The sequence below is a fragment of the Pseudomonas sp. P9_35 genome, from assembly GCF_034008205.1.
Lineage (GTDB): Bacteria > Pseudomonadota > Gammaproteobacteria > Pseudomonadales > Pseudomonadaceae > Aquipseudomonas > Aquipseudomonas kilonensis.
In genome coordinates this window covers 2390919-2417374 of the sequence record NZ_CP125373.1, presented here as the reverse complement: position 1 = coordinate 2417374, position 26456 = coordinate 2390919, and the positions used below count along the sequence as shown (strand labels likewise).

Genomic DNA, 26456 nt, shown 5'->3' with positions numbered 1-26456 from the left:
TTTTTCAAGCCCGCAGGTGATCGGACCTGCCGATCAACCTCATTTTGAGCGGCTTATTTTAAGCGGGGCGCTGGTTGATCACTTCATCGATCAGGCCATATTCACGTGCGGCTTCAGCGCTCATGAAATTGTCGCGGTTGGTATCGCGCTCGATTTCTTCCAGCGTGCGCCCGCTGTGCTTGGCCATCAAGGTATTGAGGCGCTCGCGAATGAAGAGGATTTCCTTGGCATGGATTTCGATATCCGATGCCTGGCCCTGGAAACCGCCCAGTGGCTGGTGAATCATCACGCGCGAGTTCGGCAGGCAGTAACGCTTGCCATGGGCACCAGCAGTCAGCAAAAACGCACCCATGCTGCACGCCTGACCGATACAGGTCGTCGAAACGTTAGGCTTGATGAACTGCATGGTGTCGTAGATCGACATGCCCGCCGTCACCGAACCGCCAGGGGAGTTGATATAGAGATGGATATCCTTGTCCGGGTTTTCGGCTTCAAGGAACAACAGTTGCGCACAGATCAGGTTGGCCATGTAGTCCTCTACCGGGCCCACCAGAAAGATGACGCGTTCCTTGAGCAGACGCGAGTAGATGTCATAGGCACGTTCGCCGCGGGCGGACTGCTCGATAACCATCGGGACCAGGCCGCCTGCGGCCTGGATGTCAGAGCTCTGCTGATAAAAAGAATTGCGGGACATGTCTCGCAGTCACTCCCAAATAGTTATGTCTTGAATACGCATAAGCCAGCGCGAAGGCTGGCTTATGGGTGTTTGTTCTTACCGCAGAACCATCAATCGGCTTGTGGAGCTTCCACCGGCTTGACCGCTTCTTCGTAAGAGACCGCTTTATCGGTCACGCTAGCTTTCTGCAGAACAGTATCCACAACTTGTTCTTCCAGCACAACCGAACGGACTTCGTTCAGTTGCTGGTCGTTCTTGTAGTACCAGGACACGACTTGCTCAGGCTCTTGATAGGCCGAGGCCATTTCCTGGATCAGCTCGCGAACGCGGGCTTCGTCAGGCTTGAGCTCGAACTGCTTGACCACTTCGGCGACGATCAGGCCCAGTACGACGCGGCGCTTGGCTTGTTCTTCGAACAATTCGGCAGGCAGCTGGTCCGGCTTGATGTTGCCACCGAACTGCTGAACAGCCTGCACGCGCAGACGGTTCACTTCGTTGTCCAGCAAAGCCTTTGGCACTTCGATCGGGTTGGAGGCCAGCAGACCGTCCATGACCTGGTTCTTGACCTTGGACTTGATGGCCTGGCGCAGCTCACGCTCCATGTTCTTGCGAACTTCGGTGCGGAAACCTTCCAGACCGGTTTCCTTGATGCCGAACTGGGCGAAGAACTCTTCGTTCAGCTCAGGCAGTTTCGGCTCGGAAACAGTGTTGACGGTCACGGTGAACTCGGCGGCTTTGCCAGCCAGGTCCAGGTTCTGGTAATCCTCAGGGAAGGTCACGTTCAGAACGCGCTCTTCACCGGCCTTGGCGCCAACCAGGCCATCTTCGAAGCCAGGGATCATGCGACCGGAGCCCAGCACCAGCTGGGTAGCCTTGGCGGAACCGCCCGCGAACACTTCACCGTCGACCTTGCCGACGAAATCGATGTTCAGTTGATCTTCGTTCTGGGCAGCACGCTCAGTCACTTCGAAACGGGTGTTCTGCTTGCGCAGGATGTCCAGCATCTTGTCCAGGTCGGCATCCGACACGTCAGCGCTCAGGCGCTCGACGGCGATGGATTCGAAACCGGCAACCGTGAACTCAGGGAACACTTCGAACGTGGCGACGAACTCCAGGTCCTTGCCTTTTTCCAGCACTTTAGGCTCGACGGACGGAGCGCCGGCCGGGTTCAGCTTCTGCTCGACGACCGCTTCGTAGAACGAAGACTGGATCACGTCGCCCACGGCTTCCTGACGCGCATCAGCTTCGTAACGCTGACGGATCACGCTCATTGGCACTTTGCCTGGGCGGAAACCTGGGATTTTGGCCTTTTGGGCAGTCTGCTGCAGACGCTTGTTGACCTGAGTCTCGATGCGCTCAGCCGGCACGGTGATGCTCATGCGGCGCTCAAGAGCAGAAGTATTTTCAACAGAAACTTGCATGGATATTCCTCGTTGCACAGACGTTGGCCGGGCGTTTCCGACCCCAGAATCAAGGGCATGCATTCTAGTAGGTCAAACTCAAGAAGTCACCCTACTGAAAACGCGCTGGAAACAGGCGCCGGATTTAGGACGGGGCAAACGGTCATGCCCCACCCGGATTGCAAATACAGTCGATTCAGCCCAGGGCCCTGCGCCAACGCTTCTATATATAGAAGCAGCTTGCCCGATCGCGCGACGCCCGCCCCTACAAAGGGACCGACGGACATGTCACGCATCATCACGAAACACATTCGCGAAGAACCGACCGGCTACGCGCAGCGCCAAAAAACCGTACCGACGCCAAACACAGAACCACTGAAAACAAAAACGGCGCAGCCCTTTTCAGGTACTGCGCCGTTTTCTGCTATTTAAATAGCGACTTGTATGGTGCGGACGGAGAGACTCGAACTCTCACACCTTGCGGCGCTGGAACCTAAATCCAGTGTGTCTACCAATTCCACCACATCCGCGTATCAAGCTTTTAAAGCAAAGGCGCCAGATTGTTAGATCTGGCGCCTTTCTAGAATATGGGGTGGACGATGGGGATCGAACCCACGACAACGGGAGTCACAATCCCGTGCTCTACCAACTGAGCTACGCCCACCATATTGCCTTGTTGCCTTACTTGTGCCAAAGCTGCCTAATTGGCGCACCCGGCAGGACTCGAACCTGCGACCATCCGCTTAGAAGGCGGATGCTCTATCCAGCTGAGCTACGGGCGCCTTTTTAATCTGTATTCTTGGACGATTACAAACTAAGTGCTTTCAGTTTTACCGAGTTGAAACAACCAACTCCGCTCCACCTTCTTAACCAGTGCTAGGCTGTGCCCGACAAGTGCGACGAATGTTATAGACGGCCTGATAGGTCGTCAACTCTTTTTTAAAAAAAATTCATTTAATTAAAGGGGTTAGGGGAATTTGCAGACCAAGCGCCTTTGCCCTCACGCCCCGGCATGCGAGAATGCGTTCTCTTTTTTCCCCCTCTCGATGGTTAACCACGCGCAATGACTGCACAACTTATCGACGGCAAATCGATCGCCGCCAGCCTGCGCCAGCAGATCGCCCAACGAGTCACCGAGCGCCGCGAGCAAGGCCTGCGCACGCCCGGCCTTGCGGTGATCCTGGTCGGCAGCGATCCTGCCTCTCAGGTTTATGTCTCGCACAAGCGTAAAGACTGTGAAGAGGTCGGCTTCCTTTCCCAGGCCTACGACCTGCCTTCCGAAACCACCCAGCAAGCGTTGGCCGATCTGATCGATCGCCTGAACGATGACCCGAACATCGATGGCGTTCTGCTCCAGCTGCCGCTGCCTGAACACCTCGACGCCTCCAAGCTGTTGGAGCGTATCCGCCCGGACAAAGACGTCGATGGCTTCCATCCTTATAACGTCGGTCGCCTGGCCCAGCGCATCCCGTTGCTTCGTCCCTGCACCCCTAAAGGCATCATGACGCTGCTGGAAAGCACTGGCGTGGACCTGTATGGCCTCGACGCCGTAGTAGTGGGTGCGTCCAACATCGTTGGTCGTCCAATGGCCATGGAGCTGCTGCTGGCCGGCTGCACCGTGACCGTGACCCATCGTTTCACCAAGGATCTGGCTGGCCATGTCGGCCGCGCGGACCTGGTGGTGGTGGCCGCGGGCAAACCGGGCCTGGTAAAGGGCGAGTGGATCAAGGAAGGCGCCATCGTCATCGACGTGGGCATCAATCGCCAGGAAGATGGCAAGCTGGTGGGCGACGTGGTCTACGAGACCGCCCTGCCCCGCGCCGGCTGGATCACGCCGGTACCTGGCGGCGTAGGCCCGATGACCCGCGCCTGCCTGCTGGAAAACACGTTGTACGCGGCTGAAACGCTGCACAGCTGATACGCGTCAACAAAAAACCTGTGGGAGCGAGCGTGCTCGCGATAGCGATGGACCAGCCAACATCCAGTTGACTGACACACCGCTATCGCGAGCAAGCTCGCTCCCACAGATGTTTCTGGCAATCGGACTTTAGTCGCCAGATTACAAATTTTTCAGATTCGTTTCGCCAAAATCCCCCCTCCATGAAACTTTATTTATTCACAAGCCTTGGCGATACAGGCATATAGCGCTGCTGTCGCCCATACTCCTAAAATGCGACGTTTTTTTTAAAAGTCGTTGCTCAACGGCACCTTCAACTCTATCGAGCCTACTCGCGTGAAAATCCGTCTTTCGATCATCAGCCTGTTCATCGCTTTCACAGGCAGCTTTATCACGCAGAATGTCGCTGCACAGGAAACCATCGCAGCCCCACGGGATACGGCCAAGCTGCAAGTCGCCTCGGGCAGCGCGATATTGCTGGACCTGCAGACGGATAAAGTCGTTTATTCGAGCAACCCGGACGTGGTGGTGCCCATCGCGTCGGTGACCAAGTTGATGACCGGCCTGATCGTGCTGGATGCCAAACAGAACCTGGATGAGTACATCTCCATCACCATCGCCAACACCCCTGAGATGAAGGGCGTGTTTTCCCGGGTCAAGCTCAACAGCGAGCTGTCGCGCCGGGACGTGCTGCTGATCGCCCTGATGTCTTCGGAAAACCGCGCCGCCGCCAGCCTCGCCCACCACTATCCGGGTGGCTACGCGGCGTTCATTGCCGCCATGAACGCCAAGGCGAAGGCGCTGGGCATGACCAGCACCCATTACGTCGAACCGACGGGCCTGTCGATCCACAACGTCTCGACTGCCAGGGACCTGACCAAGCTGCTGATCGCCGCGCGCAAGTATCCGCTGCTGAGCGAACTGAGCACCACCAAGGAAAAGACCGTTACCTTCCGCAAGCCTGTGTACAGCCTGGGCTTTCGCAACACTGACCACTTGGTCCACAAGGCCAACTGGGATATCCAGTTGACCAAGACCGGCTTCACCAACGAGGCCGGCCACTGCCTGGTGCTGGTGACGAAGATGGGCAATCGCCCGATGGCACTGGTGATCCTCGATGCATTCGGCAAGTACACGCACTTCGCCGATGCCAGCCGGATTCGTAGCTGGGTCGAGACCGGAAAAAGCGCCGACGTGCCGTCAGTGGCCCTGCAATACAAGGCTGCCAAGAATCTCAAGAGCCGCCAGAGTGGTGTGGTGGAAGCTTCCAAGTAATCCGCGACCCCTAAAAGCCCTGACTCGTCGTAATGCTGTTCACTTAGAAAAAGCGGCGCTTCTTTCAGAAATGGGAAGCGCCGTTTTTTTTGTTTTTTGCGGTACTTGTTTTGGTGTGTATATCCGTTGCTGCGGTAACGGCGGCTTAGGGTTCCGCTCTTACAGCGGGTCACTTTTGGAAGAGCGCCAAAAGTAACCAAAAACGCTCTGCCCCACCACTCGGTGCCTCGCCTAGGCTCGGCATGCCTGAACGAAGGCATTGCTCCGTGGGCCGCCGCGAAGGGCCATCCATGGCCCAGCGCGGCTACCTCGGCATCCGTGCCGAGGTGCCCACTGCGCAATACCTTCGTTCAGCCAGCGTGGTTAACGGGGCGCCCGAGATCAACGTCCACCGCGAGGCGGCCTAACAGCCGACCTGGTTCTTGGTGGGACCGCGTTTTTCCTGTGGGAGCGGGCTTGCTCGCGAAGGCGGAGTGTCAGTTTGCAATGATGTTGGGTGTGCCGGCGTCATCGCGAGCAAGCTCGCTCCCACAGGGGGGCTAGGTTCACATGAAGTTAGTATTTCGCTGAAGATCCAGTGTGGGAGCGAGCTTGCTCGCGATAGCGGTGGCTCAGCCACACAGATGCCGGCATGAGCCCCGCTCTTGCTCTTGCTCTTGCTGTTGCTGTTGCTGTTGCTTTGGATCTTGATCTGGACGCCCCGTTAAACCACGCTGGCCGAACGCAGGCATTGCGCAGTGGGCATCCCGGCATGGATGCCGGGATAGCCGCGCTGGGCCATGGATGGCCCTTCGCGGCGGCCCACGGAGCAATGCCGGAGTGAGGGCATGCCGAGCCTAAGCGAGGCACCGAGTGGTGGGGCAAAGCGCTTTTGGTTACTTTTGGCGCTCTTCCAAAAGTGACCCGCTGTAAGAGCGGAACCATAAGCCGCCGTTACCGCAGAAACGGATATACACACCAACCCACGGCAATCTCTAGACCTTCAGATCACCCAGCGGATCATAAGGCTTGGGCTTGCGCTCCTCCTTCTTGTCCAGAGGCGCCTTGGCCGGCCCTACTGGATCAACCTGGGGATCCTCAAGGTCCGGCGAATCCGGATCAAACCCCAGGTCATCCCCACTGGAATGCTCTGACGAATGTGGCCCCATAGGTGTTTTCGACTGTGCCATGCGCGCCTCCTCCAATCACGGTCGGAAAATGCCCAACCCTGACGATAAGAGCCTCAGGCCTGCCAGGTTGTGCCCGGCAAGTGACGAACGGGGGGAGCGATCAATGCGCCGCTTCCAAGGTCTTGGTGGCCCGCGCCGCCGCTTGCTCCTGCCCTGCCCCGGCCAATTCGGCCGCCGCTTTGAGCCACCGCTGCGAGTCGACATTGGCCGGAAGCTGCGTAGGTCGCTGGACCAGCACCGCCCAGCCGCCCGCGCCCTGGAAGTCCGATTCGAAGGCACTGAAGCTCATCAACTGCCGCGGGTTCATGCCTGCACGCAGCAACACCGTCTGCTTCCGACGGTCGTAGCCGACGAGAATTCCATACCGAGGCGCGGGCCAGAACGCCGAACCCTCGATATAGCGCACCAGCACCGGATAACCCGCCGCGACCTGCTCCAACAATACCGGCAGCCTGGGGCGGAGGGGATACACCAGCAACCCGTACTCCCGCGCCAGGGTGGGTATATTCTCCTGCAAACCAGCTTCGCCACCGGGCAGGTGCAACGGTTTTTCCAGCAGCCCCGGCGTGATGACAGTGCCTTGCAACGTCAGCAAGGCGGCCAGGGACTGCGGAGCGCCCTGGTGCATTTCACCACGGTAGAACGGCACGCTGTTAAGTTCCACCCGCTCGGGCAGGCGCTGGATCTGCGGCGACACACTGCCCGCACACCCCACCAGGGCAACGAGGCAGGACAGCGTCAGGACCAGTGATCGAAAAGATGAAATAACCGGTGACATGATGACTCTCTTGTTCAGACACCCGGCATCCGGGCCAGGCTTGGGTCGACGATCATAAGGCGCGCACAGCCCTGGGTATAGCCATAACCTTCGTTTTACGAGGGTGATAGAACGAACCGATCCGAACCCCAGCGCCATAGATCGATTAGCTGCAACACTTGAGCGACTAGACTGTCCATTGTACTGGGTGCGATATCCCGGACCGGGGATAGAAGGAGGCACAAATGAGCCTGACGACGACAATCCTGATGCTGATATTCGGCTGGCTGAGCGTAGCCACGGCCATGCTGTGGGGGGTGCTTCGAATTGCTCGGCGCCATCATCACGTGCCACCTGCGCCATCGGGAAAAGCCGCCAAACCGGCCCGGCACCACGCCGCCGCACACTGACTGCTCACGTTCAAACCCATACTTCTCAAATCCAAAAAAAACCACCCGGGCCTGGACCCGGGTGGCTTCTGTCTGCCTGGCATCAGGCGTTGTCGGCCAACGCCCTTTCCCTGGCCCGACGGGACAACATGTTCAACACTTCGATCGCCGCCGAGAACGCCATGGCCGCATAGATATAGCCCTTCGGTACATGGGCGCCGAAGCCTTCGGCGATCAGCGTCATGCCGATCATGATCAGGAAGCCCAGGGCCAGCATCACCACCGTCGGGTTGTCATTGATGAACTTGGCGAGCGGTTCGGCCGCCAGCAGCATCACCAACACCGACACAACGACCGCGATGATCATGATCGGCAAATGCTCGGTCATGCCCACAGCCGTGATGATGCTGTCGATGGAGAACACCAGGTCCAGCATCAGGATCTGACCGATTGCAGCAGCAAAGCCCAGGGTCACGCCGGACGTGGCCGACTTGGGGTCATTCGGTGCGGGGTCCATGCTGTGATGGATTTCAGTGGTCGCTTTCCACAACAGGAACAGGCCACCGGCGATCAGGATCATGTCTTTCCAGGAGAACGCCTGACCCAGGATTTCGATGACCGGTTCGGTCAACTGCACAATGAAGGCAATGGTGCTCAACAAGCCCAGGCGCAGGATCAGCGCCATGCCGATACCGATCCGCCGTGCCTTGGCACGGTGCTGGGCGGGCAGCTTGTTGGTCAGAATCGAAATGAAGATCAGGTTATCAATGCCGAGCACGATTTCCATGACCACCAGAGTTGCCAGGGCGATCCACGCGGTGGGACTGGCGGCGAGCTGTAAAAGATAATCCATGGGTCAGTCCTGACTGATGTGACGTGTTAGATGGTTTTGGTCGGGGTTTGTGTTTCGTCAACTTCGTCCGCCGGTTTTTTCTTCGGGCTGATCAACCCGCCGGTGGCTTCGCTGATCGCCTGTTCGGCGGCCTTGTGGGTGTCATCAATGGCCTGCTTGGCGGTTTGCGCTGCCTGTCCCATCAGTTGCTGGGCACTTTTTTCAGCCTGCTCACAGCCCGCCAATGTCATTGCAGACATCGTCAACAAGGCTGCAAGTCCCAGGGATTTGTATGTCATGAAATAAATGCCTCTTGAGAGAATAGAAGACGCACGAAAATGGCCCGCCAATGGCCAGGCATTCTAGAGACGCGAACACTTCAGGAAAATTCGTATTTTCAGCGGTTATACTTCGGTTTTTACGAATCCGTGTGAACCCATGCTCAATTACCGACAATTGCATTACTTCTGGGTGGTGGCGAAAACCGGCAGCATCGTGCGCGCCTGCGAGCAGTTGAACCTGACCCCACAGACCATCAGCGGGCAGATTTCCCTGTTCGAACAGACCTATAACATCAAGCTGTTTCGCCGCGTCGGACGGCAGCTGGAACTGACCGAGGCCGGCCGCCAGACCTTGCCCTACGCCGAACACATGTTCCAGTTGGGCGGTGAGCTGGAATTGATGCTGCGAGCCCAGCCCAACGAGCAGCAAACCCTGTTTCGGGTCGGGGTGGCGGATGTGGTACCCAAATCCATCGTCTACCGGCTGCTGGCGCCGACCATGGAGTTGAGTGAGCCGCTGCGCATTACCTGTCGCGAGGACAAGCTCGAGCGGCTGCTGGCAGACCTGGCGATCCAGCGTCTGGACCTGGTGATTTCCGACAGCCCAATGCCAACCCACCTGGACATCAAGGGCTACAGCCAGAAACTGGGGGAATGCGGGATCAGCTTTTTCGCCACCGCCGCGCTGGCCGAACGCTACGGGCAGGATTTCCCCCACGGCCTGCATGACGCTCCGCTGCTGATTCCCGGGCCGGAAACCGTGGTGCGCAGCCGCTTGCAACGCTGGTTCGCCGAGCAACAGATCCAGCCGCGCATCGTCGGCGAGTTCGACGACAGCGCATTGATGCAGGCCTTCGGCCAATCAGGCAGCGGGATTTTCATCGGCCCGAGCGTGATCGCCGAAGAGGTCAAGCGCCAGTACGGCGTAGAAGTGATCGGCCAGACCGACGCGGTGAGCGAATCCTTCTACGCCATTTCCGTGGAGCGCAAGGTCAGCCACCCCGGCATCGTCGCGATTGCCGAAGGCGCGCGTCGCGAGTTGTTCAGCGCTTAGCAGGTGACGCGAGGTTTGAAAGTCATCAGGAGCAACGCCAGCAGGATCGATACGAAGATGAACCCTGCCGCCGCAAACCCGACACTGCCCAGGCCCAGGGTATCGATGACCCGGCCACCAACCATCGCCCCCAAGCCAATCCCCAGGTTGGCCCCGGCGATGTTCAACGATGCGGCAAAGGCCGGGGCCTGCGGGGCCGCCTTCATCAGCCGCACATGGCTGACCAGGAACAAGGCCGCCTGGGTCACGCCCCAGATGCCCATCGCCGCCGCCAGCGCGAGGGGCGAATGAATGCTCGGTACCAACGCCACCATGCCGCCAATCAGGAACAGGCAGAAGACCATTGATGCGATCAACGGATGCCGGTCCACCGCCCGGCCGCCCAGGGAATTGCCCAGCAGCCCGACGGCGCCGAAGCCCATCAGGCACCAGCCCACCAGGGTGCCATCGAACCCAGCGAGGCGTTCGAGGATATCCGCCAGATAGGTGTAGGCGGTGAACATGCCGCTGAACACCAGGATCGACAACAGCACATGCCCTTGCATCAACGGGCTGCGCAGGATCTTGAATTGCGAACGAAAGCTCACCTGATGCTGGTGCAGATTGGTTTTCGGCAAGTAGATAAACAGCAGCAAGGCCTTGGCGAAGGCGATGACCGCCAGGATCGCGAACGCGCTGCGCCAGCCAAACGCATCGGAAATCAATGTGCCCACGGGAATGCCGAACACCGTGGCACAGACGATGCCAAAGCCGATTCGGGCGATGGCCCGCCCGGCCAACTGTGGCCCGACAATGTCCACCGCCGTTTCACTGGCCAGCGCCCAGAACACCGGCAGGCCCAGGGCCGGGATCAACCGGGCAACGGCCATCACCCAGATGTTGGGGGCGATTGCGGCGAGCATGTTGGCCAGACCGAACATCACCAGCACGCTGATAAACAACTTGCGCCGCTCAAAGCGGGCGAACCAGGCCGTCAGGAATGGCCCGAACGCCGCCACCGTAAACGCGAACAACGTCACCAGCAGCCCGGCCTGGGGGATGCTGACCTGCAAGTCGCGGGCGATGGAGGGTAACAGGCCAACGATGACGAATTCCGTGGTCAGCACGGTAAAACCGGCGGCCGACAACAGAAAAATGGGTAACAACATGCAGAACTCCAGCGAAACGACGACACCAGCGTCAGCCCGAGGGGCTCGCTGGCGGATATAGAAAGGTGATGAAGGCAAAGCCTAACAGAATGCGTCCACCAGACAAAACGCGCTTGAACACCCGAGTGACGGATCGTCACAGGTCCGTCAGATTTTTCATCGGGCTGTGATAAAGTCCGCGGCCTGCAAACGCCGTACTTTCTCACGGTCCGCTCATGTGGCCTGCCCGCTTGTTGCCCTGACTCGTCGACCGTTGCACACAATAAAATCAGAGATGCCGTTATGACAGCTTCGTCCGTTACCCCGATGCAACGCCTCAAACGCACCAGCCTGGTGACGCAAATCATCATCGGCCTGATCGCCGGTATTGTCCTGGCATGGCTGGCGCCCGACGTGGCCAAGTCCACCGCATTCATCGGCAAGGTCTTCGTGTCCGCGCTCAAGGCCGTGGCGCCGATCCTGGTGTTCGTGCTGGTCATGGCCTCGATCGCCAACCACAAGCATGGTCAGGAAACCCATATCCGGCCGATTCTGTTCCTCTACCTGCTGGGCACCTTTGCCGCCGCGGTGGTCGCGGTGATTGCCAGTACGCTGTTTCCCTCCAGCCTCGTGCTGTCGACCCAAGACGTCGCAGTCACGGCGCCCGGTGGCATCAGCGAGGTGCTGCAAAGCCTGCTGCTGAGCGTGGTGGATAACCCGGTCCGGGCGCTGATGGACGGTAACTTCATCGGCATCCTGGCCTGGGCCATCGGCATGGGCGTCGCCATTCGTCATGCTGGCCAGACCACCCGTACCGTGCTCGAAGACCTGTCCAACGGCGTCACCGTGATCGTGCGCCTGGTGATCCGCTTCGCCCCGTTGGGGATCTTCGGCCTGGTGGCCTCGACCCTGGCAACCTCCGGTTTCGGCGCCCTGCTCGGCTACCTGCACCTGCTCACCGTACTGATCGGCTGCATGCTGTTCGTGGCGTTGGTGGTCAACCCGCTCATCGTGTTCTGGAAACTGCGTCGCAACCCCTACCCGCTGGTATTCACCTGCCTGCGCGAGAGTGGTATCACGGCGTTTTTCACACGCAGCTCGGCGGCGAATATTCCGGTGAACCTGGAACTGAGCAAACGCCTGGGCCTGCACGAAGACACCTATTCGGTGTCGATCCCACTGGGCGCGACCATCAACATGGCGGGTGCCGCCATTACCATCACCGTACTGACCCTGGCGGCCGTGCATACCCTGGGTATCGCAGTGGATATGCCAACAGCCGTGCTGCTGAGCGTTGTCGCGGCCATTTGCGCGTGCGGCGCATCCGGGGTGGCCGGTGGTTCGCTGTTGCTGATTCCCCTGGCGTGCAGCCTGTTTGGCATTCCCAGCGAAATCGCCATGCAAGTGGTCGCGGTGGGTTTCATCATCGGTGTCCTGCAGGACTCGGCGGAGACGGCGTTGAACTCGTCTACGGATGTGCTGTTCACGGCGGCGGCGTGCCTGGGCGAGGAAGAGAAGCTCGCGCGTACGGCGTAACCATTACGGTGGCTGTTCGATCGCTATCGCGAGCAAGCTCGCTCCCACAGGGGGCAGCGGCGCTCACACAATAGCCGCTACACAACAGATCCCCCTGTGGGAGCGAGCTTGCTCGCGATAGCGGCGGCACATCCGCCGAGGATGTGCCAGTCAGCCACAAAAAAGCCCGGGAACGGCCCACACCGTCCCGGGCTTTTTCATGCCTGCGGGGTTAGAACGCGCCCATGTAGTCGCGCTTGCCCACTTCCACGCCATTGTGACGCAGCAAGGCGTAGGTGGTGGTGACGTGGAAGAAGAACTGCGGCAGGCCGTAGGTCAGCAGGTAGTTCTGGCCGCTGAAGCGCTTTTCCTTCGGCGTGCCCGGACGGGTAACGATTTCGATGCCTTCCTTGCCATCGATCTGCTCAGGCTTGATGTCACCGATGAAGGCCAAGACCTTGGCGATCAAGGCTTGCAGCTCGGCGAACGAGGTCTCGCTGTCCTCATACTTCGGCACTTCGATCTCGGCCAGGCGTGCAGACACACCTTTGGCGAAGTCCACCGCGATCTGCACCTGGCGCACCAGCGGGAACATGTCCGGGTACAGGCGAGCTTGCAGGAAGGCGTTCGGGTCGATGTTCTTCGCGGTGGCGTGGGCTTCGGCCTTGTTCAGAACATCGCTCAACGCGTTGAGCATCTGCTTGAAAACCGGGACGGAAGCGGCGTACAGGGAAATAGTCATGGCGATCTCATGCAGGTGGCAGGAAAGAATGAATCAAACGGCTGCAATTATAGCCACGGCTTGTTGCACAGCTTGTCTTTTATTGCGCAAGGATTAGGCTAGGCGGCTTCCACAGCATAGGGAACGCGCGATGAGCATCGAAGAACAACAGCAGGCTGAAGAACCACGGCTCAATAGCACGGAAATCCGCATCCTCGGCGCGCTGGTCGAAAAGCAGGCCACCAACCCCGAGACCTACCCGCTGACGCTCAATGCCCTGGTACTGGCCTGCAACCAGAAAACCAGCCGCGAACCGGTGATGAACCTCAACCCGGGCCAGGTCGGCCAGAGCCTGCGGGCACTGGAAGGTCGCGGCTTTACCAAACTGGTGATGGGCAGCCGCGCCGACCGCTGGGAACATCGGGTCGACAAAGCCCTGGAGCTGGTACCGGCCCAGGTGATCCTGATGGGCCTGCTGTTCCTGCGTGGCCCGCAAACAGTCAATGAGCTACTGACCCGTAGCGGGCGGATGCACGACTTCGAAGACGCCGAACAAGTCGTGCACCAGCTTGAACGCCTAATCGCCCGGGGGCTGGCGCTGCTGGTGCCACGCCAGGCCGGCCAGCGCGAAGACCGTTATGTGCACGCCATGGGCGATCCGGCGGACATCGAAGCGATTCTCGCCGCCCGCCAGCACCCGATGGAGCGTGGAGCCGGCGGCGCTGTCTCGCTGGAGCGCCTCGAAGAACTCGAAGCGCGGATCGCGGCCCTGGAAGAACGCCTGTCGCGGCTGGAATAGCAGCGCCTACACCGACCGGGCGAAGGCCACGGCTTTTTCAAATTGCTCCAGGTTGGGCCGCACGCCGGTGTACAGCACAAACTGCTCCAGGGCCTGAATCGCAATGACTTCCAGCCCAGTGATGACCCGTTTGCCTTCGGCCCGAGCGCGCACGATCAGGGGCGTTTCCGACGGGATCGCCACGACATCGAACACAGTCTCGGCCGCAGCGATGGTCTCGGGCTCAAACGCCAACTGGTCGGCCTCCGGGCCGCCGGTCATGCCGATCGGCGTGACGTTGATCAGCATCTGTGGCCGCCGGGTACCCAGGTCAGCTTGCCATTCATACCCCAGGGACTCGGCCAGGGCTCGCCCCGCGGCTTCATTGCGGGCAACGATCAGCCCGCTCTTGTAACCCCCATCGCGCAAGGCACTGGCCACAGCCTTGGCCATGCCGCCGCTGCCGCGCAAGGCAAAGGTCGAGTCCTTGGGCACCGCGTGGCTTTGCAACAACTGGGCGATGGCAATGTAGTCAGTGTTGTAGGCCGTCAGATGGCCGTTGGTATTGACGATGGTGTTGATGGACTGGATTGCGGCGGCGGAAGGATCCAGCTCATCCACCAGGGCAATGCAGGCTTCCTTGAACGGCATCGACACGCCGCATCCACGAATCCCCAGGGCACGGATACCGCCCACAGCTCCAGGCAAATCCTGGCTGCTGAACGCCTTGTAATAGAAATTCAGGCCCAATTGTTCGTACAGGTGATTATGAAAGCGCAGGCCGAAGTTTCCGGGACGCCCCGATAGCGACATGCACAGTTGGGTGTCTTTGTTGGGATTGATCTGCATGCGTGTCTCCTTGCAATTCACTTTCGGACAGACGGAATCACCGCTGCGAAAGGTTTTATTCGATGATGATACCGCCAGCTCAGCCCGGTCCCAGGCCCCTGGATAACGCAGCGCGGTAAGGAAAAGCGCTACAGACCTTACACAATATTTACCCAACGGCGTCGCAAATCCTGAGAAAATCGTTGTCAGAGCAAGTATCCCCGCGACCCTCATCGGGTCTGTTGCAGACCACAGGCGCCGGGGCCGAAACGAGGAACAGCCATGAATCGTAAACTTCCCATCATCGCCCTGCTCATGGGGGCACTCGCGGTCACCGGCCAGGCATCCGCCCACGGTCGTGGTGGTTGGGAGGGGCCCGCCGTTTTTGGTGCCATCGTCGGTTCGGCCATCGTTGGCTCGGCCTTCATCAACCGTGATCGGCCGGTGTATGTGCAGCAACAACCGGTCTACTACCAACCGCAGCCGGTCTATGTGCAGCAACCACCGCCGGTCTACTACCAGCCACAGCCGGTGTATGTAGAGCAACCGATCTACTATCGCCCAGCGCCGGTGTATTACGGGCCACCACGGGGCTACTACTATGGCCCACCTCGTGGTCATTACGGTCGCTGGTAATCAGCCTCCCGGGTAGCACAAAAAAGCCTGTGATCGATGATCACAGGCTTTTTTTATGTCCACTGGTTAACCGCTCCAACTGCGTAGGAGCTGTCGAGTGCAACGAGGCTGCGATCTTTCCCCAGACACTTGAATCTCAGGCGAAAGATCAAAAGATCGCAGGCTTCGCCAGCTCCTACAAAGCCCAGCGGGAGCGAGCTCCCTCGCCACAGGGATTTGTCAGACGTGCTCGCTGCTTTTCAAACGGATCGGCGCATGCTCCGCCGCCCCGTGAACAGGCTCAGGCACCACGGGAATCTCGTTGCCATCGCAGTCGTGCAGCTTGCCATCGCTGAAGTAATCACCCTCACGTAGCGCTGCCAGGTCCTGATAGTGCAACACTCGCTCGGTGCCGGCGGCGAAAACCGACTGCTGGTCGGAGTTACCGGCGGTGAAGTGGTTGAACGCCAGGTTCAGCGCGATCGCCATGATTGCCGAAGAACTGATGCCCGAATGGAAAATGGTCGCGAACCAGCTCGGGAAATGGTCATAGAAATTCGGTGCGGCGATGGGAATCATGCCAAAACCAATGGAGGTGGCGACGATGATCAGGTTGACGTTATTACGGTAATCGACTTTGGACAGCGTGCGGATGCCACTGGCAGCCACGGTGCCGAACAACACGATACCGGCACCGCCCAGTACCGAGGTCGGCACCGCCGCGATCACCCGGCCCATGAACGGCAGCAGGCCGAGCACCACCAGGAAGACCCCGCCGGTCGCCACCACGAAACGGCTCTTGATCCCGGTCACCGCCACCAGCCCGACGTTCTGGGCAAAGGCACTCTGGGTGAAGGAGCCAAAGATCGGCGCGATCATGCTCGACAGCATATCGGCACGCAAGCCGTTGCCTAGGCGCCTGGAGTCGACTTTGGTGTCGATGATCTCGCCCACCGCCAGGATGTCGGCGGAGGTTTCCACCAGGGTCACCATGATCACGATGCACATCGACAGGATCGCGGCGATGTGGAAAGTCGGCATGCCGAAATGGAACGGTGTCGGGAAGCCGAACATCGGGCCTTGGCTGACCGATGAAAAGTCCGCCATGCCAAGGAACACGGCGATGACAGTACCAATGACCATCGCCAGCAGAATCGACAACCGCGAGATGGTTGCGCTGCCCATTTTGCTCAGCAATAGCACCAGCACCAGGGTCACCGCTGCCAGGCCGATATTGGCCATGCTGCCAAAATCAGCGGCGTGGCTGTTGCCACCCATGGCCCAGCGCGCCGCTACCGGCACCAGGGTCAGGCCGATGGTGGTGATCACGATGCCAGTGACCAGTGGCGGAAAGAACCGGGTAATGCGCGAAAACACCGGGGTAATCAGCAAACCAATCAGGGACGCGGCGATCACCGCGCCAAGGATGGCTTGAAAGCCGCCTTCCCCGCCGCTGCCGACAATCGCCACCATGGTCGCCACGCCCGAGAACGATACGCCCTGCACCAAGGGCAGTTGGCAGCCGAAAAACGGCAGGCCGAGGGTTTGCAGCAACGTTGCCAAGCCCCCCGCGAACAATGACGCGGCAATCAACAGACCGATGTCCGCGGGCGAGAGCCCGGCCGCCTGGCCGATGATCAACGGCACGGCGACGATGCCACCGTACATGGTCAACACATGTTGCAGGCCGTAAGCCATATTCGCGCCGACGCCAAGGTTTTCGTCCTCGGGCCGTGGGAGTGAAACATGGGGCGTTTTCATGGTTCGGGGATTCCCTGTTTTTTGTTATGGGCACACTGTATTCAAAACTCAGGACAAATGTCCATAGAGTTGTATACAACTTGTTACCATACCTAGGAACAGGTTCCCCCGGCCAACAGCCTTTTTATGGCTGGAGCAACCCCACGATCGCCGGCCGCAACAGCTCGCGCGGCGGTACGCGCAGGCCAAACTCTTGTTCGAGCAAGTCGATCAACTCATCGGCATCGGCGATCACCCGGCGTTCGCTCTCCTGCCCTATCCGGTGCACCGCATAGCTGTTGCCGTTCAGGGTCTTGCGCAACCCGTCACCGGTGCGTGCAACCATCAACCGGCCCATGAACGGGGATTCCGGGTGGCTGCAGACGTACCAATTACCGAGGGTGTAGTCGATGTCTTCCTGGCGTTGCAGATCGAACAGGTACATTGGCCGCCATTCGTCGGCGACGTTGGCGCGCAGCAGGTAACCGTCCGCCTGGGTTTCGATGCGGTACGACTCATGGGGGGTGGTTTGGGCATCACGGCTGTCCAGCAGCAACGGCGCAGTGGGCACCATGCCACCAAAGCCGACGTCGGTGATGTAACGCACGCCGTCGAACGTCACCAGGCTCAACCGGTGGGTCCGGGCCGCCCAAGAGCCTTCAGGCGCGTTCATCACCACACGCCCGGTGATGCCGCGGGCGTCGAAACCCAACTCCAGCAACAACGCCAAAAACAGTTGGTTGAGTTCATAGCAATAGCCGCCGCGTCCTTGCTCGAACACTTTTCGTTCGACCGATTCAAGGTCGATGGGCACGGGTTGACGCAGCAACGTCGACAGGGTTTCAAAAGGGAACTCGGCGGTATGGCGCCGTTGCAGTTGACGCAACGTGTCGAGGGTCGGCGCTGGGGGGGCGTCGAAACCCAGGCGCCGCAGATAGCGGGCCGTGTCGATCAGTTGGGGGTGACTCATGAGGGGTGTCCTTTTCCAGGGTCGGCGCTGCGCTCACGACAAGCGCACTGTTGTAGGGCGCCAGGTATAAGGCATTCCCCTCACAGAGACAACAATCGACCGGGGTGCCTTCCCTGGTCACCGCCGCTTGCGTGACGCCAGCCGGATCCAGGTGGGTGCATGGTCACTGGGGTGGGGTTGGTTCCGGACCCAGGCGTCCACGCCGGCCTCACTCAGGTAGGCGCTGGCCGCAGGGTTGAGCAGCAGGTGATCGATGCGCAGCCCGGAGTTTTTCTGCCAGTGCTGGCGAAAATAATCCCAGAAAGTGTAGATCCGCTCCTCCGGATACAGGTGGCGCAACGAATCGGTCCAGCCCTGGTCCAGCAGCCGCTGGTAGCACGCGCGGCTTTCTGGCTGCAACAGCGCATCCTTGAGCCAGGAGCGCGGGTTGTAGATGTCCATGTCGGTGGGTACCACGTTGTAGTCACCAGCCAGCACCACAGGGTGATCGCTGGCCTGCAACCCTTGGGCGTATTCGATCAGCCTCTCGAACCACGCCAGCTTGTAGTCGAACTTGGGACCCGGTTGCGGGTTGCCGTTGGGCAGGTACAGGCAGCCCACCAGCACGCCATGCACCGCCGCCTCGAGATAGCGACTGTGGCTGTCGTCATCCCCGCTGGGCAGGCCTCGGCGGCTCTCCAGCGGCTGCGCGTCACGGGCCAGGATCGCGACGCCGTTCCAGGACGCCTGCCCATGCCAGGTCGCCCCGTACCCCACCGACTCCAGCTCCGCCGCCGGGAAATCCTTGTCCACGGCCTTGAGCTCCTGCAAACAGGCAATGTCGGGCTTTTCCCGCTCCAGCCATTCCAGCAGGTTGGGCAGCCGGGCCCGGATGCCATTGATGTTGAAGGTCGCGATCCGAAGGTTTTTCATAGCGCCAGAACTCGAAATGCCAAGTCACAGTTGTGACCGACAACCGGACGTAGAGGTTGCAACAGGTCTTCAGGAAGCCGTTTTCGGCAAGGGCAGGCCTTTCTCCAACAAGTGCGCAAAGGCTTGCTTGTCGATCGGCCGGCTGAGTAAATAACCCTGCACTTCATGGCATTGGTCCGAGCCCAATGAACCTAGCTGGGCCAAGGTTTCCACGCCCTCGGCAGTCACCGTCAGCCCCATGGCCTTGCCCAGGTTGATGATCGCCTGCACCACGGCGCGGTCGTTGCTGCTGTTGCTCATGGAAGCAATGAAACGCCTGTCGATCTTGATGCCATCAAATGGATAGGTGCGCAGATAACCGAGGGACGAATAGCCGGTACCGAAATCGTCCATGTTCAAGCGCACGCCCAGTTCCTTCAGGGCATTCATGACCTGCAGAGCGCCATCAACGTCGTTGAGCATCACGTTTTCAGTGATCTCCAGTTCCAGGCGACTCGCCGGGAAACGGGTTTCGATCAACACCTGTCGCACATCCTCCACCACATCGCTGCGCTCGAACTGCGCCGGTGACAGGTTGACCGAGACCATCAATTCTCCCGGCCAGGTCAGTGCGGTTTCGCAGGCCTCACGCAATACCCAACGCGAAAGCGGGACAATCAGGTCGGTTTGCTCGGCCAATGGAATAAACGTGTCGGGGGCCAACAAGCCCTGGGTTGGATGCTGCCAGCGAACCAACGCCTCGACCGCCACGATCTCCCGACCGTCGACGGTGTAGCGCGGCTGGAAATGCAGGACGAATTCGTTGTTTTTCACGGCCTGGCGCAGGTCGCTTTCCAGTTGGCGGCGATGCTGGATCTGATCGTTCATTTGCGAGGCGAAATAGCACCAGGTTTTCTTGCCCTCGGACTTGGCCTGGTACATGGCAATGTCGGCGCAGCGGATCAGCTCACCGGGCACATAACCCTGATGGTGGCTCAGGGCGATACCGATACTGGCGCTGATGTGCAACGAATGGGTTTCGTAGAGGATCGGTTGCTGCAGGCTGTCGATCAGCCGCCCACAGAATCGATCGATCTCAGTGGTATTGTCCATCCCGCTGAGCACCACCACGAATTCGTCTCCCCCCAGGCGCGCCACCAGGTCTTCTTCGCGGGTGCTGTCGCGCAGCCGCCGGGCCACTTCCAGCAACACCGCGTCGCCGGCCGGGTGGCCGAGGGAGTCGTTGATCGGCTTGAAATTGTCCAGGTCCACCATCAGCAACGTCAGGGGGGCGGAATGCTCCTTGGCCACCAGCGCATCATCCAGGTGTCGCGCCAGCTTGTTGCGGTTCGGCAGGCCGGTCAGCGCATCGTGCATCGACAGGTGCTGAACCTGGGCATGGGCGGCCACCTCATCGGTGATGTCGCTGGCGGTGCCCCGATAACCCACCACCTCGGCCTTGTTGTAGATCGGGCGTGCCGACACCCGACAGAAGCGCAGTTGCCCGGAATAATCACGGTAGGAGCAGCGCAAGCTGTTGGCGTTCTGCTCCTCCGTCAACTTGATCAACCAGAGGGCAATCGGCGTGGTGTCGCAATACAGCAGTTGCTCGATGTCCTGCCCCAGCCATTGCTGGTCGGAAAAGCCGGTGACCGTATTGAAACGCCCCGACAGATAAGTGATGTGCTGCTGCCCGTCGATTTCCCAGATCCAGTCGGAAGCGGCTTCGGCCACGGCTCGAAAGCGCTCCTCGCTGGCCTCAAGGGCGTGCGCCGACCGTTCCAGGCTGTCGTAACTGGCGTCCACATGCCGTGCCGTGCGCAATGCATAGCGAAAAAAATAAGCGGTCAGCAGGGCCAGGATCAGCAGCGCCCCACCCAGCGGCGGCACCAGGGACCAGAGCAATTGCAGGCCCGGGCGCTCCAGACGAGACACCAGGCTGAAGCCGGTATTGTCCAGCGGCACGGCCGGCTGGCCGGGCTTGAGCTCGGTGTCTTTCTTGAGCTTCAAATCGGTGAGGCCATAACTCTTGCCCAGTTTGCGCAACTTGACGGGCGTCAGTTGGTCGACGAACAGCAGGACCGAGGTGTTTTTGGCCTCGACCTGGGACCGTTCGTCATTGGGCGTAATCACCGATGCGTTGACGATAGCCGGCCAGCCCTCGAACAATGTGTAGCGAACCATGGGTATCGTCAGGTCGGGCTGCGCCTGGAGCTGGTCCATCAGGTCCGTCAGCGGCGCGTCCATATAAACCGCGGTATCCGCTTGGACATTGAGCCCGCGTACCACGGCATATTTGGTGCGTAGCCGATCAATGACAAACAACCCCTCGTATTCATCATTGGTGAACAGGGTCTTGCCCATGTTCTGTTCGGCGTAGGCCCATTGCACATCGACTTCACCGTTGAGGTGGTCATAGGCCGTGGTCCAATAGGCATAGCTGGTGATGTAGTTTTTCGAGGCGGTAATGCGATTCTCGAGGGCGCGCTCGGTATAGAAATGCGTCTTGCGCAAGTCCTCCGCGTCGAGCTTTTGCGCAATGTTGAACAGCGCGGCAATCGCCACCAGGACGCCCAGGACAAACAGCCCCCCGACCGCCACGACCAGGCGATGGGTAATCGGTGTGTGACGCGCGGTGCGTGAAGGGGTATCAGCAGTGGAATCCATTGACCTACTCCTGTCCTTTCAACGCTGGCTTCACTATCGAGAACGGAGAGGACCGAGCCAGTCGTCTACCCAACCTTAGCACCCACTGCCTGATCAGTTGGCAAGCCCACGGTTTTTTGCGAAAGAGACTACACACCGCTTGAAGTTCGCCAGCGCAATGCCTCAATAGTGGACCGGGGCAGACTGCCGATGATTCCACCCGACCTCAACGATCCGAGCGCGCCAGCGTATCGAGCCCGTCGTCGGTCGATAACACCGCCACCCGGTTGCGGCCGCTGTGCTTGGCCTGGTAAAGCGCCGCATCGGCCCGCTGGATGAAGACTTCGATGCTGTCCTGGCCGCTGGGCACAAAGGCATAGCAGCCCAGACTCACCGTGAGGTAACCGGTCGGGGAGCCGGAATGGGTGATGTGCTTGTCGATGACGCTGCGGCGGATCTGCTCGGCCAACGCCATGGCCCCCGAAAGATTGGTGTCGGGCAACAGGACCGCGAACTCTTCGCCGCCATAACGCACCGCCAGATCGGCCTTGCGATGGCAACAGTCCTTGAGCACCTTGGCCACTTCCGCCAGGCAATGATCCCCGGCTACGTGCCCATAGGCGTCGTTGTAGCGCTTGAAGAAATCGATATCGAGCATGATCAGGCTCAAGGGGCTGCGCTGACGGGCACCCCGGCCGAACTCGATGTCCAGGGCCCGTTCGAACAGGCGTCGGTTCGCCAGCCCGGTGAGGCTGTCATGGGTGGCAATCAGCTCCAACGCCTCCTGAGCCTTGCGCAAGTCCGCCTCGATCCGTTCGCTGTTACGTACCTGGCGCACGAATACCCAGCCGAACAAGCAAATGCCCAGCACCACCAGGCCGACAATCAGGCTGGATTGGAAAGCCCTGTCATGCCACCCCGACAGGATCGCCTCTTCGGACACCGCGGCGGTGACCACCAGCGGATAAGCCTCTAAATGTTGGTGCCCATACAGCCTGACGACGCCATCGATGGTTGATCGGATGACTGCATCGCCGGCCATCACGTTTGCCGCGTCATGCTTGAAGATATTCTCGTCACCCAGCGGATGACCGATCCGCGCCTGATCGAAAGGTCGACGCGCCAACAGTGTCCCGTCAGACAAGGCCAGGGCCATCTCGCCTTGATCATCCAGATTGAAGCTCCTGAAAAACCGGTCGAAGTACGACATTTTGATGCCGGCCATCAACACGCCTTGGAAGTTGCCATCCTGATCGTTCAAACGTCGGGAAACGGGAATGATCCATTCGCCATTTTGCCGGCTGCGGATCGCCGGGCCGATATGAGCGATCAAGGAGGCATTCTGTTGGTGGAAAGTAAAATAATCCCGATCCGCCACCCCTGCGCCCCTGTGCAGGATGTCAAAAGAGGTCACCACCCAGTGGCCGTGCTTGTCGAACAGGAACAGACCATGCAATTGTTCGAGCGATTGCACACGGCGGGCAAAAGTTTGCTGCAAGCGTGGTTGTACGGCGGCGCCATAGCCATCGACTTGGATCCAATCAGCCAGACTGGCCAATACCAGATCAGCCTGGAGGAAGGTGTCCTGGGCCTGCTGGGCCATGGCCCGGGCAAGGGTCGCCGAAGCAACGCGGGCCGACTCCAGGTCGTGGCTGCGCGATTGCTCCAGTTGCAGGTAAAGCAGACCGCACAGGCACAGGCACACCGCCGCGATGAACGTAACCGCTGCCTTGAGCAACGGCAGGCGCTTCAAGGCACCGCCAGGGGCATGGAAAGGATCGAAAATAGGGATAGGCAAGCGAATTCCTGAAGGGGGCAAAACATGAGCGAATTCGCTCAAAGCCCCCAATATTCGTGAGCTTAGCCTACCGCTTGTGAGGCGGCAATTTGCCTGTGCAGCAGAGCCGATGGGTGGCTGCAGTGGATCCAAAAACTCGCCTGCCAGCCGATAAAAACGTCCTCTTCAGAACGAGGAAATTCCCCGTATAGGAGCTGCCGAAGGCTGCGATCTTTTGATTTTGATCTTTCGCTTGGGATTCAAGTGTCTGGGGAAAGATCGCAGCCTCGTTGCACTCGACAGCTCCTACACAGCTCCTACAGCGCAGCCGAGCGGGAGCAAGCTCCCTCGCCACGGGTGTACGGATCGGAGACAGGGGTCAATGGGTTGTGGCTCTCACCGTACCGGCGGCACCCGGATCTCCCCGGCCCGGCATTGTGTCCTGACGCCCCTGCCACACGCGGCGAACGCCAGGTCCTTGTCCATGCACACCCGCACCTCCGACAACTGCGGCCCGCTGCAAATCACCGCAATGCCGTCAGGTGCGATGCCCGGATTGCTTTGGCGGAACAGCCGGATGATTTCATCTGCCTCGAAATAATACGAGGAATTGAACGGTTGCAACTGCGGTGGGATTTTCACCGCGCCCAAGGCTTTGTCGGCAACCTCCAGGTAGCCCATGGCACCCAGGCCACTGCAAGTGCCGTGCTTGGACCATTCATGCGCCATCAACTTGCGGGTGGGAAACAAGGTCAGGCCCTTCTGCTGCTCCGCCGCCGTCAACGGCACCTGAGGCGCACAGGATTGCGGCCAGCCGCCCCGGGTGTATTGCGGCCAGAGGCCATGGAGCACAAAGCCGTAGCCTTTGCCGGAACACTGCGCATCCTTCTGGTGAGTCAGGCAGAACGTCGGCGACCAGGACAGCGCCAGCAAATAGTAATCGAACACTCCGGCCACGGATTGCGCCCGTGCATTGCCGGATTCGCGGGCATTGGCCGCGCCCATGGAACCCAGTGTCAGTACGATCAGCACGACAATGGCAAGACGTTGTTTCATTGACCCACTCCTTGGGGCGATTGTGCGAAAGCAGGATGATCGGGCGATGATTGTTCCAACCTTGTGTTTCAAATCTCTGAAGGGCTGTTTTTTACAAGCAATCCTTGCCGGGGGCTATCTAAATTGCGTAGCGCCCCATAACGTAGATCGCCTTTGACTTTTACGTGCCCCGTCGCCCATGAGCAAACCGATCCGAACCGATGACGAACAGCCCCTGACCCGACCCGACGCCGTCAGCCTGCGCGTGGCCTTCTGGTTCTGGCTCAAACTGGGCTTCATCAGCTTCGGCGGCCCTGCGGGGCAGATCTCGATCATGCACCAGGAGTTGGTGGAGCGCCGACGCTGGATTTCCGAACGACGATTCCTGCATGCCCTTAATTACTGCATGTTGCTGCCTGGGCCAGAGGCCCAGCAACTGGCCACGTACCTGGGCTGGCTGATGCACCGCAGTTGGGGCGGGATCATCGCCGGGGCGTTGTTCGTACTGCCTTCGCTGTTCATCCTCATCACCTTGTCCTGGCTGTATGTCGCCTTTGGCGAAGTGCCGGTGGTGGCGGGCATTTTCTACGGCATCAAGCCGGCGGTAACGGCAATCGTGGTGCATGCCGCCCACCGGATCGGCTCCCGCGCACTCAAGAATAATTGGCTGTGGGCGATCGCTGCGGCGTCGTTCACCGCGATATTCGCCTTCAACGTGCCCTTCCCGCTGATCGTGCTGGGAGCCGCCGTCATCGGTTACCTGGGCGGTCGCTGGGTACCGGGAAAGTTCAGCCTGGGCGGCCACGATGACAAGCACCAATCCTTCGGCCCGGCATTGATCGACGATGACACCCCGCCTCCGGACCACGCCCGGTTCAGCGCCTTCAGGCTCGCCCGGCTGGCGATCATCGGGGCCCTGTTGTGGGCGTTGCCAATGGGCCTGCTGACTGCGGTGTTCGGCTGGGAAGGCACGCTGACGCAAATGGCCTGGTTCTTCACCAAGGCTGCATTACTGACGTTTGGCGGCGCCTATGCGGTTTTGCCCTACGTGTACCAGGGCTCCGTCGGACACTTCGGCTGGCTGACGCCGACACAAATGATCGACGGTCTGGCGCTCGGCGAAACCACGCCGGGACCGCTGATCATGGTCGTGGCCTTCGTCGGTTTCGTCGGGGGCTACGTGATGCAGGTGTTTGGTCCCGAACAGGCGTTTCTCGCCGGGGCCGTCGCAGCCACGCTGGTGACCTGGTTCACGTTCCTGCCCTCGTTCCTGTTCATCCTGGCCGGCGGCCCGTTGGTGGAATCGACGCACAACGCGCTGAAATTCACCGCACCGCTGACTGCAATTACCGCGGCGGTGGTCGGGGTGATCCTCAACCTGGCGTGCTTCTTCGGTTACCACGTACTCTGGCCCAATGGTTTTGCAGGTGCCTTGGACTGGCCGTCGGCAATCATCGCAATCGCAGCGGCCATTGCGCTGTTTCGCTACAAGCTGGGAGTGATCCAGGTGTTGCTGGCGTGCGGGCTGGCTGGGCTGGCGGTGCACTTGCTGCGCTAGACGAGGCGTTTGCTCAGGTACGTCGCCGAAGCCGGGCACAAGCTTTTGAATTGGGCCGTCGCACCGATCGAAGCAGGCGCCAGCGAGCGATCCCGCGCCTGATAGCCCTGGCCGGTAAAAAACGCGGCGGCGCTGTCAGTCAGCAGATGGAGCTGCTCTACACCCTCACGTTTCGCAAACGCCTCGATAGCGGCCAACACCGCTGCGCCAGCACCCTTCCCCCGCTGCCCCTCGAGGACAACCAGTGAGCGCAGCAACCGGTCAGCCCCCTCCCCCTCGATACCAGCAAACGCCACATCGACGCCTTGGTGGCTGAAGCTGAAAAACTGTCGACCGGGATACGCCAGGTCGTCGACGGGAAGACCGGCCAGGGTGAGTGCATCGCGCAAGGGTCGCAGGTCGTTATTGCTCAGTATTCTCATGTGCATGACTTGCTCCTCGTAAATTGTTCCGGCGCTCGTCATCGTACCGAAACTCAACAACACGCCACCACATGACCCAGCGCAAATGATCACCCCAGCCCAT

At 59.9% G+C, this 26456-nt stretch carries 27 protein-coding genes and 3 tRNA genes; 10 read left to right on the top strand and 20 right to left on the bottom strand.

What is annotated here, in order from left to right; translation table 11 throughout:
* Window positions 1-58 precede the first annotated feature (58 nt).
* Window positions 59-694, bottom strand: a complete 636-nt coding sequence (gene clpP, locus QMK47_RS10780) for an ATP-dependent Clp endopeptidase proteolytic subunit ClpP (RefSeq protein WP_003199862.1) — start codon at window positions 692-694, stop codon at window positions 59-61.
* A 92-nt stretch (window positions 695-786) separates the two neighbouring features.
* On the bottom strand, window positions 787-2097 hold the full coding sequence (tig, locus tag QMK47_RS10775) for a trigger factor (RefSeq protein ID WP_003199860.1): 1311 nt from the start codon (window positions 2095-2097) through the stop codon (window positions 787-789).
* A 264-nt stretch (window positions 2098-2361) separates the two neighbouring features.
* Here tig and QMK47_RS10770 point away from each other — a divergent pair, with 264 nt between their 5' ends.
* A complete protein-coding gene (locus QMK47_RS10770; RefSeq protein WP_320390169.1) occupies window positions 2362-2508 on the top strand; it encodes a hypothetical protein in 147 nt (48 codons plus the stop codon).
* A gap of 13 nt (window positions 2509-2521) precedes the next feature.
* Here QMK47_RS10770 and QMK47_RS10765 read toward each other — a convergent pair.
* The 3 genes from QMK47_RS10765 to QMK47_RS10755 form a co-directional block, all read right to left on the bottom strand.
* Window positions 2522-2606, bottom strand: a tRNA-Leu gene (locus QMK47_RS10765).
* A gap of 58 nt (window positions 2607-2664) precedes the next feature.
* A tRNA-His gene (locus tag QMK47_RS10760) sits at window positions 2665-2740 on the bottom strand.
* A gap of 41 nt (window positions 2741-2781) precedes the next feature.
* Window positions 2782-2858 (bottom strand) — tRNA-Arg (locus QMK47_RS10755).
* Window positions 2859-3139: 281 nt separating this feature from the next.
* On the opposite strand from QMK47_RS10755, the gene folD reads away from it, so the two are divergent.
* The 3 genes from folD (at window position 3140) to QMK47_RS10740 (ending at window position 5655) form a co-directional block, all read left to right on the top strand.
* On the top strand, window positions 3140-3994 hold the full coding sequence (gene folD, locus QMK47_RS10750; protein ID WP_214508978.1) for a bifunctional methylenetetrahydrofolate dehydrogenase/methenyltetrahydrofolate cyclohydrolase FolD: 855 nt from the start codon (window positions 3140-3142) through the stop codon (window positions 3992-3994).
* 315 nt (window positions 3995-4309) lie between these two features.
* A complete protein-coding gene (gene pbpG, locus QMK47_RS10745; protein WP_320390168.1) occupies window positions 4310-5248 on the top strand; it encodes a D-alanyl-D-alanine endopeptidase in 939 nt (312 codons plus the stop codon).
* 242 nt (window positions 5249-5490) lie between these two features.
* Complete coding sequence (locus QMK47_RS10740; protein WP_320390574.1) at window positions 5491-5655, top strand: hypothetical protein; 165 nt, start codon at window positions 5491-5493, stop codon at window positions 5653-5655.
* A gap of 296 nt (window positions 5656-5951) precedes the next feature.
* Here QMK47_RS10740 and QMK47_RS10735 read toward each other — a convergent pair whose 3' ends face one another.
* The 3 genes from QMK47_RS10735 to QMK47_RS10725 form a co-directional block, all read right to left on the bottom strand.
* A complete protein-coding gene (locus QMK47_RS10735; RefSeq protein ID WP_256211728.1) occupies window positions 5952-6077 on the bottom strand; it encodes a hypothetical protein in 126 nt (41 codons plus the stop codon).
* A gap of 145 nt (window positions 6078-6222) precedes the next feature.
* A complete protein-coding gene (locus QMK47_RS10730; RefSeq protein ID WP_320390167.1) occupies window positions 6223-6417 on the bottom strand; it encodes a DUF6021 family protein in 195 nt (64 codons plus the stop codon).
* 100 nt (window positions 6418-6517) lie between these two features.
* Window positions 6518-7195 carry a peptidase C39 family protein gene (locus QMK47_RS10725; RefSeq protein ID WP_320390166.1) on the bottom strand — a complete coding sequence of 226 codons (678 nt, stop codon included), beginning with the start codon at window positions 7193-7195 and terminating at the stop codon, window positions 6518-6520.
* Between the two features lie 224 nt (window positions 7196-7419).
* Here QMK47_RS10725 and QMK47_RS10720 point away from each other — a divergent pair, with 224 nt between their 5' ends.
* On the top strand, window positions 7420-7584 hold the full coding sequence (locus QMK47_RS10720; protein ID WP_258690761.1) for a hypothetical protein: 165 nt from the start codon (window positions 7420-7422) through the stop codon (window positions 7582-7584).
* A gap of 82 nt (window positions 7585-7666) precedes the next feature.
* On the opposite strand, the gene QMK47_RS10715 is transcribed toward QMK47_RS10720, so the two are convergent.
* Both QMK47_RS10715 and QMK47_RS10710 read right to left on the bottom strand, forming a co-directional pair.
* Window positions 7667-8416, bottom strand: coding sequence for a TerC family protein (locus tag QMK47_RS10715; protein WP_063322133.1), 750 nt, complete (start codon window positions 8414-8416; stop codon window positions 7667-7669).
* 26 nt (window positions 8417-8442) lie between these two features.
* Complete coding sequence (locus QMK47_RS10710; RefSeq protein ID WP_320390165.1) at window positions 8443-8694, bottom strand: hypothetical protein; 252 nt, start codon at window positions 8692-8694, stop codon at window positions 8443-8445.
* Between the two features lie 139 nt (window positions 8695-8833).
* Here QMK47_RS10710 and nhaR point away from each other — a divergent pair, with 139 nt between their 5' ends.
* On the top strand, window positions 8834-9730 hold the full coding sequence (gene nhaR / locus QMK47_RS10705; RefSeq protein ID WP_063322135.1) for a transcriptional activator NhaR: 897 nt from the start codon (window positions 8834-8836) through the stop codon (window positions 9728-9730).
* Here nhaR and QMK47_RS10700 read toward each other — a convergent pair.
* Window positions 9727-10878, bottom strand: a complete 1152-nt coding sequence (locus tag QMK47_RS10700) for an MFS transporter (RefSeq protein ID WP_320390164.1) — start codon at window positions 10876-10878, stop codon at window positions 9727-9729. The genes nhaR and QMK47_RS10700 overlap by 4 nt on opposite strands.
* A gap of 282 nt (window positions 10879-11160) precedes the next feature.
* Between QMK47_RS10700 and sstT the strand changes: the two genes are divergently transcribed.
* Window positions 11161-12393, top strand: a complete 1233-nt coding sequence (sstT, locus tag QMK47_RS10695) for a serine/threonine transporter SstT (RefSeq protein WP_253473052.1) — start codon at window positions 11161-11163, stop codon at window positions 12391-12393.
* A gap of 211 nt (window positions 12394-12604) precedes the next feature.
* On the opposite strand, the gene QMK47_RS10690 is transcribed toward sstT, so the two are convergent.
* Entirely contained in the window at window positions 12605-13114 is a 510-nt protein-coding gene (locus tag QMK47_RS10690) for a DUF1993 family protein (RefSeq protein WP_253473050.1), read from the bottom strand.
* 130 nt (window positions 13115-13244) lie between these two features.
* Here QMK47_RS10690 and QMK47_RS10685 point away from each other — a divergent pair, with 130 nt between their 5' ends.
* Complete coding sequence (locus QMK47_RS10685) at window positions 13245-13892, top strand: YceH family protein (protein WP_320390163.1); 648 nt, start codon at window positions 13245-13247, stop codon at window positions 13890-13892.
* A gap of 6 nt (window positions 13893-13898) precedes the next feature.
* Here the strand turns inward: QMK47_RS10685 and QMK47_RS10680 are convergent, their stop codons facing one another.
* A complete protein-coding gene (locus tag QMK47_RS10680; protein WP_320390162.1) occupies window positions 13899-14720 on the bottom strand; it encodes a shikimate 5-dehydrogenase in 822 nt (273 codons plus the stop codon).
* Between the two features lie 261 nt (window positions 14721-14981).
* Between QMK47_RS10680 and QMK47_RS10675 the strand changes: the two genes are divergently transcribed.
* The gene (locus tag QMK47_RS10675) at window positions 14982-15335 is read left to right on the top strand and encodes a hypothetical protein (RefSeq protein WP_214508969.1); all 354 of its coding nucleotides are present in this window, start codon (window positions 14982-14984) and stop codon (window positions 15333-15335) included.
* 219 nt (window positions 15336-15554) lie between these two features.
* Here the strand turns inward: QMK47_RS10675 and QMK47_RS10670 are convergent, their stop codons facing one another.
* The 6 genes from QMK47_RS10670 to QMK47_RS10645 all read right to left on the bottom strand — a co-directional run bounded on the left by QMK47_RS10670 (window position 15555) and on the right by QMK47_RS10645 (window position 24394).
* Window positions 15555-17075, bottom strand: a complete 1521-nt coding sequence (locus tag QMK47_RS10670) for a nucleobase:cation symporter-2 family protein (RefSeq protein ID WP_320390161.1) — start codon at window positions 17073-17075, stop codon at window positions 15555-15557.
* 124 nt (window positions 17076-17199) lie between these two features.
* A complete protein-coding gene (locus tag QMK47_RS10665) occupies window positions 17200-18024 on the bottom strand; it encodes an arylamine N-acetyltransferase family protein (protein WP_320390160.1) in 825 nt (274 codons plus the stop codon).
* Window positions 18025-18141: 117 nt separating this feature from the next.
* Entirely contained in the window at window positions 18142-18936 is a 795-nt protein-coding gene (gene xth / locus QMK47_RS10660) for an exodeoxyribonuclease III (RefSeq protein WP_320390159.1), read from the bottom strand.
* Between the two features lie 69 nt (window positions 18937-19005).
* On the bottom strand, window positions 19006-21582 hold the full coding sequence (locus tag QMK47_RS10655) for an EAL domain-containing protein (RefSeq protein WP_320390158.1): 2577 nt from the start codon (window positions 21580-21582) through the stop codon (window positions 19006-19008).
* Window positions 21583-21787: 205 nt separating this feature from the next.
* The gene (locus QMK47_RS10650) at window positions 21788-23359 is read right to left on the bottom strand and encodes a diguanylate cyclase (RefSeq protein ID WP_320390157.1); all 1572 of its coding nucleotides are present in this window, start codon (window positions 23357-23359) and stop codon (window positions 21788-21790) included.
* Between the two features lie 375 nt (window positions 23360-23734).
* Window positions 23735-24394 carry a ribonuclease T2 gene (locus QMK47_RS10645; RefSeq protein WP_320390156.1) on the bottom strand — a complete coding sequence of 220 codons (660 nt, stop codon included), beginning with the start codon at window positions 24392-24394 and terminating at the stop codon, window positions 23735-23737.
* A gap of 178 nt (window positions 24395-24572) precedes the next feature.
* On the opposite strand from QMK47_RS10645, the gene chrA reads away from it, so the two are divergent.
* The gene (gene chrA / locus QMK47_RS10640) at window positions 24573-25931 is read left to right on the top strand and encodes a chromate efflux transporter (protein ID WP_320390155.1); all 1359 of its coding nucleotides are present in this window, start codon (window positions 24573-24575) and stop codon (window positions 25929-25931) included.
* On the opposite strand, the gene arsN2 is transcribed toward chrA, so the two are convergent.
* Window positions 25928-26359, bottom strand: coding sequence for an arsenic resistance N-acetyltransferase ArsN2 (gene arsN2 / locus QMK47_RS10635; protein ID WP_258690753.1), 432 nt, complete (start codon window positions 26357-26359; stop codon window positions 25928-25930). The genes chrA and arsN2 overlap by 4 nt on opposite strands.
* Window positions 26360-26456 lie beyond the last annotated feature (97 nt).

Coding starts and splice junctions, on each gene's coding strand:
- clpP (WP_003199862.1), bottom strand. CDS start 694: ATGTCCCGCAATTCTTTTTATCAGCAGAGCTCTGACATCCAGGCCGCA.
- tig (WP_003199860.1), bottom strand. CDS start 2,097: ATGCAAGTTTCTGTTGAAAATACTTCTGCTCTTGAGCGCCGCATGAGC.
- QMK47_RS10770 (WP_320390169.1), top strand. CDS start 2,362: ATGTCACGCATCATCACGAAACACATTCGCGAAGAACCGACCGGCTAC.
- folD (WP_214508978.1), top strand. CDS start 3,140: ATGACTGCACAACTTATCGACGGCAAATCGATCGCCGCCAGCCTGCGC.
- QMK47_RS10740 (WP_320390574.1), top strand. CDS start 5,491: ATGCCTGAACGAAGGCATTGCTCCGTGGGCCGCCGCGAAGGGCCATCC.
- QMK47_RS10735 (WP_256211728.1), bottom strand. CDS start 6,077: ATGCCCTCACTCCGGCATTGCTCCGTGGGCCGCCGCGAAGGGCCATCC.
- QMK47_RS10730 (WP_320390167.1), bottom strand. CDS start 6,417: ATGGCACAGTCGAAAACACCTATGGGGCCACATTCGTCAGAGCATTCC.
- QMK47_RS10725 (WP_320390166.1), bottom strand. CDS start 7,195: ATGTCACCGGTTATTTCATCTTTTCGATCACTGGTCCTGACGCTGTCC.
- QMK47_RS10720 (WP_258690761.1), top strand. CDS start 7,420: ATGAGCCTGACGACGACAATCCTGATGCTGATATTCGGCTGGCTGAGC.
- QMK47_RS10715 (WP_063322133.1), bottom strand. CDS start 8,416: ATGGATTATCTTTTACAGCTCGCCGCCAGTCCCACCGCGTGGATCGCC.
- QMK47_RS10710 (WP_320390165.1), bottom strand. CDS start 8,694: ATGACATACAAATCCCTGGGACTTGCAGCCTTGTTGACGATGTCTGCA.
- nhaR (WP_063322135.1), top strand. CDS start 8,834: ATGCTCAATTACCGACAATTGCATTACTTCTGGGTGGTGGCGAAAACC.
- QMK47_RS10700 (WP_320390164.1), bottom strand. CDS start 10,878: ATGTTGTTACCCATTTTTCTGTTGTCGGCCGCCGGTTTTACCGTGCTG.
- sstT (WP_253473052.1), top strand. CDS start 11,161: ATGACAGCTTCGTCCGTTACCCCGATGCAACGCCTCAAACGCACCAGC.
- QMK47_RS10690 (WP_253473050.1), bottom strand. CDS start 13,114: ATGACTATTTCCCTGTACGCCGCTTCCGTCCCGGTTTTCAAGCAGATG.
- QMK47_RS10685 (WP_320390163.1), top strand. CDS start 13,245: ATGAGCATCGAAGAACAACAGCAGGCTGAAGAACCACGGCTCAATAGC.
- QMK47_RS10680 (WP_320390162.1), bottom strand. CDS start 14,720: ATGCAGATCAATCCCAACAAAGACACCCAACTGTGCATGTCGCTATCG.
- QMK47_RS10675 (WP_214508969.1), top strand. CDS start 14,982: ATGAATCGTAAACTTCCCATCATCGCCCTGCTCATGGGGGCACTCGCG.
- QMK47_RS10670 (WP_320390161.1), bottom strand. CDS start 17,075: ATGAAAACGCCCCATGTTTCACTCCCACGGCCCGAGGACGAAAACCTT.
- QMK47_RS10665 (WP_320390160.1), bottom strand. CDS start 18,024: ATGAGTCACCCCCAACTGATCGACACGGCCCGCTATCTGCGGCGCCTG.
- xth (WP_320390159.1), bottom strand. CDS start 18,936: ATGAAAAACCTTCGGATCGCGACCTTCAACATCAATGGCATCCGGGCC.
- QMK47_RS10655 (WP_320390158.1), bottom strand. CDS start 21,582: ATGGATTCCACTGCTGATACCCCTTCACGCACCGCGCGTCACACACCG.
- QMK47_RS10645 (WP_320390156.1), bottom strand. CDS start 24,394: ATGAAACAACGTCTTGCCATTGTCGTGCTGATCGTACTGACACTGGGT.
- chrA (WP_320390155.1), top strand. CDS start 24,573: ATGAGCAAACCGATCCGAACCGATGACGAACAGCCCCTGACCCGACCC.
- arsN2 (WP_258690753.1), bottom strand. CDS start 26,359: ATGCACATGAGAATACTGAGCAATAACGACCTGCGACCCTTGCGCGAT.